Origin of the sequence: Paenibacillus lignilyticus, assembly GCF_017942085.1 — a bacterium.
In the GTDB taxonomy this organism is placed as follows: Bacteria; Bacillota; Bacilli; order Paenibacillales; family Paenibacillaceae; genus Paenibacillus_Z; species Paenibacillus_Z lignilyticus.
The window spans coordinates 546,849-559,371 of sequence record NZ_JAGKSP010000002.1; the positions used below are offsets into that span (position 1 = coordinate 546,849).

Sequence of the window (12,523 nt, forward strand, 5' to 3'; positions counted from 1 at the left end):
AGTTGGAAATCTATCTCCATTTGTCATAGCTATCCACTTTTGATTTTTTCCTATATTATTTCAGTATTTAATTCACTTAATATGTTGTATACTTTCTGGGAGTTTCAACATGCTCGGAGAAGTATTCAGGAGGCATCGCGATGTACAAGTTAATGATTGTCGATGACGAAATCGAAATCCGTACCGGTTTGAAAAACTATTTCCCATGGAATGAGATTGGCTATGAGGTTGTATGTGAAGCGGAGAACGGTCGTCAAGCCTTGGAGCTGCTGAAAGAGAAGCAGGTTGATGTTATTCTAAGCGACATAATGATGCCGCTTATGACAGGACTTGAGCTTGCCAAGGAGCTGCATGACAATAAGTCCGCAATCAAATTGGTATTTTTAAGCGGATACACGGACTTTCAGTATGCCAAACAAGCGATGACCTATAGTGTTAAGAATTATCTCGTGAAACCAACCATCTATAAAGAACTTGTAGAGGTGTTCCATGGCTTAAAGATAGAAATGGACAATGAACGCAGCAAAGCCGAGCCGCGAGCTGAAGAAGTAGATCCGAAGCAGGAAAACCGGTATATTTCAGCCATTAAAAAGTATATTGATGAGCACTACACGAACGTAACACTTGAAAGCGCATCCAAACATGTGCATTTGAACCACTCCTACACGAGCAAACTGTTCAAGCAGCAGACCGGCTTGACGTTCATGGACTATGTCATTCAGATCAAAATGCAGAAAGCAGCCCAGCTGCTGGCAGACCCGTCTTATAAAACCTATGAGATCAGTGAAATGTTGGGTTACACAAATCCACACAACTTCACTCGCTCTTTCAAGCGGATCTTTGGCAAAAGCCCAAGGGATTACCGTAATAATGGATAATAAGCTCAAAACCGTCCATCGTTCCATGCTTGGCCATCTTATCACCTTGTTAATTCCGATGCTGGTCCCGCTGCTGATCTTGGGATCGCTTTCCACTTTTCTTATTAAGCTCTATATCCAGGATCAGATTGATACCAATAATCAGGCACTCTTATCCCAGACTAAATCATATATTGAGCTTTCTTTCCGTGAGATGGACTCCCTGAGTACGAATTTCTCCGCAAATCCGGGACTAACCGTAACGATGAAGGATATCCTAAAAACAGGACGGATCACGGACAGCACTTTCGATGTTCTTAAAGTCATTCGTAATTTCGTCGATTCAACTGTTTATGCGAACCCTTTCATCTACTCTGTCTATATCTATTTCGATAACCAGGACAAGCGGTTCTTATCGTCGGTAACAGGCTTGAATACCGTGGACAAATTTTATGATCATGAGTGGCACGATTTGTATAAGAATCATTCCAACGAGCGGGTGTGGACTGAAAACCGCATTGTGAAAAGGCGGGCCCCGGAAGGCGAAATCCGAGTCATCTCCATCTATAACAGACTGCATTTGGCAAGCGGCAGCGGCGTTGTCGTCTTGAATGTGAAAGCCGAATTTATTGAATCGCTTCTGCGGCAATTGCCCGCAAACAGCAGCCAGAGCATTCTTCTGATGGATGAACATAACCGTACCATTGCTAAGAATTCAGACCTGAATTATATGAATGTGTTCAAACAAAACGATTTAACGAGTAAAGACCTGCTCTCGGAGGAAATGAAGGTCGACGGCCGTACATACACGGTCGATATGCTATCGTCGTCACGATTTAAATGGAAGTTCGTATCGATTGTTCCCAAAGCAGCACTGTATTCACTTCCATCCAAGCTGCGAATGCTGACTGGACTGCTGCTGCTCATTTCCACCATAATCGGGCTGTTTCTCGCTTATTCTTTATCCAAAAAGAAGCACCAGACGCTTCAAACCGTTGTCTCTATCCTTCACGCAGCTGAACGCGGTACATCGTTGCCGCAGGTGCTTCCAGGCGCGAAGAACGACATTTACGGCTATATTACGGAGAATATCGTGAAGAAGTTCGTTGAGAATGAGTTTCTGACCATTCAACTGTCCGAGCGAAAATATAAGCTGCAAGTGATGGAATTTATTGCGCTTCATTCTCAGCTTAATCCGCATTTTTTATATAACACGCTGGAGACGATCTACTGGAAAGTCGCCAGTTATACGGGCAAGCCGAATGAAGCCAATGATATGATTGAGAATCTCTCCGGCGTGCTGAGGTACTCTTTAGATAGTTCTATGCCCTTCGTGCCGCTTCAAGAAGAAATGAAGTACACCATGCGTTATGTGGACATACAGCATATCCGATACAAAGAGAAATTCGATGTGATCTGGCGCATTGATGAGGCTGTCGCAGACTATAATGTCATGAAGCTGATTTTGCAGCCGATTATTGAGAACAGTATTTATCACGGTATTCGGATGAAAGAGGGCAAAAGTATTATTCGTATCAAAGCAGAGTTAATTGAGGATCATGTACGCCTGACCGTAACGGATACAGGGGTTGGAATGAAGAAGGAGCGGCGGCAGGAGGTACTGACAAAACTGGCTTCACAAATCAAGGGCGGACGGCATATTGGGCTGCTCAATACGCATAAACGGCTCGAGATTACTTATGGTGAACAGTACCGCATTTCGATTCTTAGCAAGCTAGGATGGGGAACCTCGATCAGTCTGACTTTCCCGGTGCAGAAACAGCTGGAAGTGTCGTACGAAAGTTTATAAGTACAGATTAAGCATCATTCCATGAAGGGCAGCCGGTGATCGGCTGCTCTTTTCTATTCTGCAAACGGATGCAGATGTACGCAATCGGTGAAATATTGACCACAAAATGATTATTATAATCAAAATACGATAGAAAATAGCTATTTAGCATGATTTGAGAAAATTAAGCAGTCAATTAATGATTGAATTTGTTAAATGAACGAACTGTGATTGCGTTTAAAAGTTGCCCATAATGAAGTATGGTTCGCAATTGAAAGCGAATTTAAGTCAGTGGGGGCGAATATGAAGCATGTATTTGTAAGCGCTTCAAGCGTCGGTGTAATGCCAGAACAACAACAAAAGGAGCACAGAGAATGCCGAGAAAAACGAGAAAAACTTCGCAAGTCATTTCTACTATCGCTATTGGCAGCATGTTGTTATCAAGCACGGCAGCTTTTGCAAGTCCTTCTCCAGATGTCCCGACGAATGTGGCAGCAAACGTAGATGACTCTACACACTGGGCAGCGAAAGAACTGCAAAAATGGTCATCCATTGGCTTACTAAAAGGTGATGCGAATGGAAATCTTAATCCAAACGAAGCTATAACTCGTGCGGAATTCGTCACGATTCTGAATCGCGTATTCAATCTTCAAAGCACGGTCGGTTCCAAAACGTTTGCCGACGCGAATCCTGGTGATTGGTATTATACAGAACTTCAAAAGGCTTCCGCGGCTGGCCTACTAAACGGCGATGCGAGCAACAATGCGAATCCTAATGCAGCTATTACTCGTCAAGAAGCGGCTGCTCTAATTTCAAGAGGCTTCCAAGTTATTACCGGAACTAAAGACATTGAATTCAGCGATTCCTCGAAGATAGCGGGCTGGGCTTTAGAAGCAGTCTCTGCTCTTGCGTCTAAGGGATATCTAAACGGTAGAGGCAATGGGAATTTTGATCCTCATGCTAATATCACGCGTGCCGAATCTTTCGTTATGACGGATCGCGTTATGGGTACATTAGTAAGAACGGCTGAAGATCTCGCTAACCTTCCATCCACGATCGTTGGAAATGTTACAATCGCCCTTCCTGGCGCTGTTCTGAAAGGTCTTACAATCACTGGTGATGTATATGTGACGGATGCCGCAGCATCTGAACCTGTTGTTTTGGATCACACTGCAGTAAAAGGCGATCTTAGCCTTGTCTCTGCAAAAGGTGTAAACCTCATTGCTTCCACAGTTACGGGTACAACAAATGTAACTGACACGCACCATACATTGGCGCTAAACCTAGACGCTGATTCGACACTAAACGTACTCACACTAAACACGCCTTCGAATGTTACAGGTACTGGCAGCATTCAAACTGCTAACATCAAATCAGCCGGCGTTACGATCGCCCAGCAACCTGCAAATGTTAATGTTGCTGCTGGCATTACGTCTACCGTTGCCGGAAAAACCGTAGAAGGTACAACTTCTACACCTGATACACCGGTAATTCCTCCTATTACTGGCGGCGGTACTGCTCCTACACCTATAGTTCCTGCTGTTTCTACCGGAACTACAGTTGACATGCACAGCACACAAATCACTCGTTTGCAACCTGCAGGATTGATAGTAACGGAGCCGATCCAATGGACAACTTCGGATCCTTACGTTGCTTACGTAGATACGATCGGTAACAGCAAAGGCAATTACGCTGGTAAAGTTCTAGGCGTTACTGAAGGAACAGCTACAATTACAGGTAAGCAAGGCGCTGTAACGGTTACGGTTACAGTTACGGTGAAAAATGATCCGAACCTAGCGAAAGAAACGAACTTGGAAAAAATCGTTTACTATTACAACGCTGGTGATGCTACTATCCCTGCTGCTCTTAGTTCAACAGCTTGGAGTACAACGAATATCCCTGCTGCTCCAGAAGGCAAAACTTTCCCATCTAAAACATACGCTGGTTATGTTGAAGGTGAGAAAGGTGTGAAGTGGTTAGTATCGAAAGATACGTTAATCAAGTCAACCAGTAAAGTGGTTTTAGGCAATGAAACCACTCCTGTAACGATTGGCATCGTATCCGATGCGGTAACGTTATACGACCCTAACTTAGCTTCTGCTGACCAAATCCAGTACCTTCAAGGTGGCAGATATATTCCTCAAACAGGTGTTGCTGGTCCAGCAACCGGCGCAGAAGAAGTGATTACAAACATTATGCCTGACGGCAAAAATGGACTTTGGATATTAGGTGCTGCTGGCAATGCAACTCACATTGTTCGCAAGCCGATGTCTTTGATGGCAAAATCATTGGTTCAAGAAGAAATTTCGAGGAACTTTGCTGATCGGTTCGGCTTCCAATCCGGCGCTGTATCTTTCTCAACGCAAGCTGATATGATAAAAGCTGCGATGAACGCGGATAAAGGTGCTGGAGCTTATATCGGTGATACAGACAATGATGGTCTCTGGACAACGATGTACGCTTCCGGTGAAATCTGGAGATACAACTACATGAAGAAAACGTATGGTGATGCTGACGCGAGAACAATAGATGCGAGAGCGTCTGCTACTCGCGCTGTTGAATCCATCGTTACTCTCGGTTATGTCTCTGGAATGCAGCTAAAAGTGCCTTCCAAGGCCAATGTAAACGACCCTTCCATCTACACTGTATTGGGTGCAAATCCGAATGGCTCGGATGAAGGAAAGCCTGTCTACATTGACGCTGCTACAGGCAACTATACGTTAACTGCTGCAGGTAACGCCCCTGCTTCTGCCGGCTTCTTCGCTAGAAGCTATAAAGTTGCCAATAAGAACAATGGCGCTACTTTAGCTGACGGTAATCCAGGCGTAAACTCTGCTTGGTTGCAAAAGAAGGCTGGAACAACTACTGATATCAACGGAACAACGGTCAACTATTCGACTCCATCCGGAGCGTTGAAAGCTTATGATACGGTTGCTGTACCTTCCAGACTTGTTCAAGTTTATGCTGCTCTAAACGGTGGAGATACGGAAAACAACCTGGACAGCAGCAATGTTTACTACAAAGCTACAACATCAACGGATGAGTTGGTAGGTCATTACTTTACACTTGATCTGGCATATAGTGCATTCAAAGACAGCGACCCTGAACTTGCTGCTCTGATCAAGAATGACATGATTAACCATACGAATGCGGTTATCTTGAACAACTACTATCAAGTCAGTGTAACCGGTGAAAACCCAGTTGAGTCCCGCTTTAATCCTGCTGACCCTATTGAGAATGCTGCCAAAGGCAACGGGTTGAACTATCCTTCGGTTCCTACAAAATGGGCCAATATGAATCCTGAATTCCTTGATGGCGTTTCTAATGCATGGGGAAGAAATGATTATGAGGATGGCCCTCTCAATGCGACTCTTGCGCTGCAAATGCTTGCAGTTGCAAAAGATATGGGCAATTACACACAAGCTGAGCAAACTGCTCTTGCTGCTCAAGGTGTAACACTTACCAAGCCGCTTGATTATGCGAACGAGCTAAATGTTATGAACGGCGATACTCCAACTGGAGCTAAAACTGCTCATAACGATTACGAAACAAGATATCCTAAAACGCATTTCTCCACTTCTCTGCTGGATATGAGCCTGGATTACCTCTCAAGATACTTTGGTATTTCTGCTCATAACGGAAATGGAATGGGGGAGAGCGGCACTTCTTACCAATCTTATTTGAACTATTCCGATGAAGAAGAAGCTGCGCTCGCATACTATACATTAGCTCACCATACTGATGCTACTCATGCTGGGGACATTTTAGCTGGTATGAATCAATGGTGGTTCCACGAGAAGAGACAGAAAAATCCATTTGTTACTACTTTCTATGCAGCATCTCTTGGTGCATTGAAAAACAAAAGCGTTAACATTGGAAATCCGACTGTCGATCTTGCCGGTTCAACTTGGCAGATGACTCGTATCCCTAATAACTTCATGAACTGGGATGTTCTATCTGCTAACAGAAACGATGTAACGCATGTTATACCTGATGGCATGGTTGACCAACTTATTCCTCGTGATGAAGTTATGATGTCGAAGTACAACACAAATATCTTCGGTACGATGGACAGAAGAACAATTGACTCTGGTTTCTCAAGAAGCATGGAATCTTCAACCGTTATTTCGATGCCTTATTGGTTAACTATGAATCCTAATGATGCAGCTAATGTAGCTGCGCTTGGACAAGCAGTTACGGCCCCTGTAAACAAGGGAACAGAGAGCTTAACTTATCCGACCAATGTCGAGGCAATGAACCCTAATGGTAACTACGATGCTGCAACGCACACCTTTACCATTAACGTTGGAGATTCTGTAAGGCTTGATGCTAAAACTACCGGCTATATCAGAAGCGTTTCTTGGCTGACAGATGCTTGGCACCAGGCAGGTTATGTTGATGGAAAACCTGCTCCAATTAATGCTGATCCAAGCAAATTCCAAGTTATTGACCTGAGAGATTTAGCTGCCCACGGTGAAGTCGGAAATGTTGATGCAACCGGCATTAGCGTAGCAGGCGAATACACTGGCGCTTATGCAACAGGTCTTAAACCGGGAACAGTTACGGTTACTGCATATGTTATCGACGGATTCTTTAGAACTCCTAAGACACTGACCTATACTATAAACGTCGTTGATCCTAAAGCAAGTGCAGCGCCTGCATCTCTTACTGCTGTAACGGCAAGTAACTTTGCTTATCCAGCTTGGCTGACTGCAGAAATGGCTAAACCTAACCTAAATACAGATGGTAACCCGTTTGTAGAAGTTTCCTATCGTTCTTCTTCTGAGGCAGATGGTACGGTTGACCCTGTAACAGGTGAAATTACTTATTTGACCAATAATCCATTCACTATCATTGCAACTGTTGCCTATTCGGATACAACAGTTAATGCTGACCCTGACGCTGATGCTGGTGCATGGGATGATTTGGGTGCTAGATTTGAAGAAGACAGCCATGTTATGACTTTTGAATGCCCTGTTTCTAACACTTCTACGCCGATTGTTGATCCTGTTACTCCTGTTACTACTGGAACAACTATCAGCATGTACAGCACACAGATCACTCGTTTACAGCCTGAAGGTTTCAATCTAACGCTACCTATTCAATGGACAACATCTGATCCATATGTTGCATATGTGGATACCATTGGTAATACGACTGGCAATAATGCCGGTAAAGTTCTAGGTATTTCTGCAGGAACAGCAACAATTACAGGTAAACAAGGTGCTTCAACTGTTACGGTAAAGGTTACGGTTCACAATGATCCAAGCCTAGCGACGAACCTGGAAAAAATCGTTTACTATTACAGCGCCGGTGATGCGCTGATTCCTAATTTCACTGCCGCTACTCTAACTACGGATACTGTTGCAGCTCCAGCCGGAAAGGCTTGGCCTTCTGCTTCTTATGCCGGATACGTTGACGGCACAAATGGCGTGAAATGGATGCTCGCTTCCGACAAGAAATCCGTAACGCTGTATGATCCTAACGCGAGTAATCCGCTCGACCAAATTCAATACCTGCAAGGCACAAGATACATCCCAATTTTAAGTCCGCTAGCGTCAGATGAGATAGCATCCATCTTGTCGGACAATAATGGTGGTCTATGGATTCGTGGCGTTAATGGCGATGTGACTCATATCGTTAGAAAGCAAATGTCACTGATGGCTAAGACACTGCTATTGGATGAGGTTGGAAGAAACTTAAATGACAGATTGGGCTTTCAATCGGGTACGGCTCGCTTTAACACCAAAGAAGATATGTATGCGGCTGTCAATGGCTCGAAAGATCAATCTGATATCGCTCGTTCCTTGGGCAGTACTGACAATGACGGGCTATGGACGACGATGTACGGGGCTGGCGAGCTTTATCGCTATAACTACATGAAAGCTACTTACGGCGCTGATGATGCTCGTACAAAAGATGCTCTGGCATCGGCAACTCGTTCGGTTGAATCGGACTTGCTGTTGTCCTTCATTTCTCAACGACAGCTTAAAGTTCCAGCAGCTTCAAACGTAAATAATCCAGCCATCTATGATCTGTTAGGCGCTAACCCTGATGGTTCTGAAGAAGGGTACCCGGTTTATCTGAATGCTGACGGAACCTTTACATTGGAGAACACAGGTACTCCGGCACCAGATGGCTTTGTCTCCCGTTCCTACTATGCGTTTGACGATGCTCAATATGGTAATGCAGCTTTCTTGGCTTCCAAGTTGAACGACAAAGAAAGATGGATGGAGATCGCAAGCGGTACAACCGTGGATATTAATGGCACTGAAGTTAACTACGCTAAGCCATATGATGTAACTGCATTTAGCACTAGCACATATGACTACAATTCTCTAAAGGCTTATGCAACAGTACCGGTACCACAGCGACTGGCCGATACATTCGATATTGCCGGCAAGCATATCTTCTACAAAGATACGACTTCCACGGATGAGATGATCGGTCACCTCTACTTCTTGGACATGGCTTATAAAACATTCAAGGATGTAGATCCAGAGCTGGCTTCTCTTGCGAAAACGGCCATTACGAACGTTACAAACCATATTATTATTAACAACTACTATTTTGTAGGCGTAGCTCCTCAACAAAAGAATGGAAATCCTGTTGTTCCATTGCTGCCAGAGTATAGAAAAGATTTGAACGGTACTCCTGGCGCTAAATACTCTGCTGGATATGCAGCTTCCGGTAATGGATTGAATGTACCTTCAACCCCTACCAGATGGTCTTACTATAACCCAGAGTATATGGATGGCAATGTGAATGCTTGGGGACTTTCCGATTATGAAGACGCATCGCTGGGCGCAATTCTTGACTTGACGATGCTGCAACAAGGTCAGAACTTTGTGGCTGATTCCAGTATTCCATTGTACACTGGCGCTGCTGACGGTTACAAAACGGCTAAAATCGGTATTATTGACTATGTGGATGAGTTTAATGTTCTGACTAACCCAGCTCAATACAAAGCAAGATTTCCAAAAGTCCGCAATTCCAACACGATCGCTGATGTTGCTTCGCAATACCATAACAGATATTTTGGTATCTCCGAGCACGACGGTTCAGGAGTCGGAGAAGACGGTACAACGTTTGAAAATTACTTGAACTACTCTGACGAGGAAATGGCAGCGCTTGGATTTGCTGGTCTTATCGCTTCTGCAAACGCCAACACAACGCCTGCACTGAAGCAAGAGTATCTGAAGGGTCTAAATCAATGGTGGTACAACGAGAAAAGAACGAATAACCCGTTCCTATCGTACTTCTATGCAATGAGCCTTGGTCAACTCCAAGCGCTTGGCGTAGATGTATCCGGCAATCAAGTAGACCTTGCAGGCGCTGATTGGCAAATGCACCGTATTCCAAGTAATTTCCTTAACGTTACTGTCAGCAATGCGGGCAGAAGCGATTTGACAAACAATCTGCCTTCTGATGACTATGATCAACTGTTGCCACGTGATGAAGCTAAAACGGCTAAGTACAATACGAACTGGCTAAATCCAAATGCTTCTCGCGGCGATTACAGCATGGAAGCTTCAACTGGAATTTCACTTCCTTACTGGCTCTCGGTGGATCCAACTAACAAAGCGCTCATCAGCTCTTTGGGCAACTCGATTACATCTGTTACGAGCAGAGTTACGGGCGATATTTCGATTCCTTCTAACCTGACTCAAACGATTACTTTGAATGTCGGGGAGCAACTGGATCTATCTGTTACAGGACAAGAGAATTCTTATATCAAGAACATCTCTTGGAGTACAGATGCTTGGGATGATTCAACTCCTGCTTACCAAGTAGTTGATCTGCGTACAGGCGAGTCCACTACGAACTTTGACGGTAAGACGTATGGATCGGTTGTTACCGCCAGAAAGGCTGGAATGGCTACTGTAACGGCATGGACGGCAGACGGCGGCGCCGCTGCTCCGCGCACGGTCACATTTACGATCAATGTCGTTGATCCTAATGCTGCTGTGGCTGCAGTTCAATTGAATCAAGTCACTGCCGAGAACTTCGCGCTTCCTGTTTGGTTGGCTGCTGCAATTGCTGATCTAAACAAGAATACGGATGGAAATGCTTGGGTTACCGTCACCTATTCTTCAAGTTCAGATGCTGACGGTTCAGTTGATGCTGATACAGGTGTTGTGAGCTATCATACATCTAATGCATTCAATGTGATTGCTACTGTAACATACAGCGATATGACGCTAAATGGAGAACCTATGTTTGAAGCTGACAGTCATGTCATGACATTTGTATGCCAAGTACAACAACAAACTCCTTAAAAATGTTTCTGTATAAACGATTCAAAAATTGAAAGTGCAAAATACCCTGAGTCCGGTGTTAAATCGGACTCAGGGTATTTTGTTTGGCCTAGAAGCTGCCCTTGCTGAAGAATATGCGCAAAAAGGCGCTGACCGTACTCGGCCAACGCCTTCTTCTATTTACACCTTCTAGACTCCTTTATCCTAACTTACCAGCCGTACCTCGACGGCCCCCACTCTTTACGGACAAGATCCTGCTTCACATAGAGCAGCGTCCGGTTAGGGACATCCTCTTCCAGGATGACGCCCGATCCAACGACACTGTAAATGCCTACCTTCACGCCCGGCATGAGAATGGCGTTTACGCCCGTGCGGACAAAATCGCCCAAGTAGATGGCATCGCTGTGCTCTCTAGGCGTCTCCTTGCGTCCTTTGATCCGGTGGGTGGTTCTTCCGTCATCGAACCGCAGTGTTCCGCAAACGGTAGCCGCACCAAGATCCGTAGACGTGCCGATAACGCCATAGAACTCCATGTAATGGTACAAGTATACGGTGTCAAAAATAACGCCTTCCAGCTCCGCACAGTGATTGATTACGCAATGATCGCCGACAGTCGTGCCCTCGGAAAGGAAACAATAGTTGCCAATGTAAGTATCATTGCCAATGATATGATTGCCCTTCAGAATAGCGCCATTCTCGATAATGGTACGGTTTCCGACAATGATATTTCCTTCAATAATGACGTTACGGCCGATCTTGCTGCCGGCGCCTAGCTGCACAAAGCCATCGATCGATGCACTAGGATCAATGGATGCGCCTTCGCCGAGGAAATTGCTGTTCAGCTTCTCACAGCTGCTGCGTGCAACAAGCTCATTGGCCAACAGGATATGCCACGGCTTGTCCAGGTCAACAAAAACACCTGTCGTCTCGACGGCCCGAATCGCATAGCCGTCATTCATACAATCCAGCAGCGACATCTCTAGATGTGCTTCCAGAGGCGGCATCATCCCTACCTGCACGCTTGTAAACAAGCCTGAGTTGCTGCTGACATAGGACCAGAAAGCATCACTGAAGGCGAATGCGCAGAATCGATGCGTGTAGTCACCGCGTGGATGCCCTACGATATGTTGGACTAAGCCCTCCTCAAGCTTGCAGCAAATCCAATCCGAGGAGGATTGCTCTTGCAGCGGATTGACAAGCACCGCAGCAAGCTCGCGTTCAGTCCGACGACCAAATGAAGCAACCAGTTGCTCAATGTCCGCTCGATCAAGAAGCGTATCGCCATATAGAACCAGGAACGCCTTCTCGTCGCCTGCAGCCGAACGCGCAGCAGTAAGCGAAATTGCCGTACCTTGTGCTTTCTCATCGGCCAACACGATAATTTCCATATCGCGACTAGCGCCTGAGTGCTTCCCGTTCTCGCGGAAATAATTACGAAGCTGACCATGCAGCTTTCCGCCTACAATAACTACCTTTGTGAAGCCTTGCTCCTGCAGCAGCTCCACCTGATGCGCAATAATCGGTTTGACACCAACAGGCAGCATCGCCTTCGGCCGAATTTCAGCATAGGGCCACATCTTCGAGCCTTGCCCTGCTGCCAGTATAATAGCAGTTTTCAT

Annotated in this window: 4 protein-coding genes; 3 read left to right on the top strand and 1 reads right to left on the bottom strand. The window is 45.3% G+C overall.

Translation table 11 applies throughout. From position 1 onward, the window contains the following. Positions 1–140 precede the first annotated feature (140 nt). The 3 genes from I8J30_RS07500 to I8J30_RS07510 all read left to right on the top strand — a co-directional run bounded on the left by I8J30_RS07500 (position 141) and on the right by I8J30_RS07510 (position 10,925). On the top strand, positions 141–878 hold the full coding sequence (locus I8J30_RS07500) for a response regulator transcription factor (RefSeq protein WP_210656836.1): 738 nt from the start codon (positions 141–143) through the stop codon (positions 876–878). Continuing rightward, entirely contained in the window at positions 871–2,667 is a 1,797-nt protein-coding gene (locus I8J30_RS07505; RefSeq protein ID WP_210656838.1) for a sensor histidine kinase, read from the top strand. The genes I8J30_RS07500 and I8J30_RS07505 overlap by 8 nt, the downstream gene beginning before the upstream one ends. Before the next feature lie 353 nt (positions 2,668–3,020). After that, the gene (locus I8J30_RS07510; RefSeq protein ID WP_210656840.1) at positions 3,021–10,925 is read left to right on the top strand and encodes an S-layer homology domain-containing protein; all 7,905 of its coding nucleotides are present in this window, start codon (positions 3,021–3,023) and stop codon (positions 10,923–10,925) included. 188 nt (positions 10,926–11,113) lie between these two features. Here the strand turns inward: I8J30_RS07510 and I8J30_RS07515 are convergent, their stop codons facing one another. Beyond that, on the bottom strand, positions 11,114–12,523 hold the full coding sequence (locus tag I8J30_RS07515) for a sugar phosphate nucleotidyltransferase (protein WP_210656842.1): 1,410 nt from the start codon (positions 12,521–12,523) through the stop codon (positions 11,114–11,116).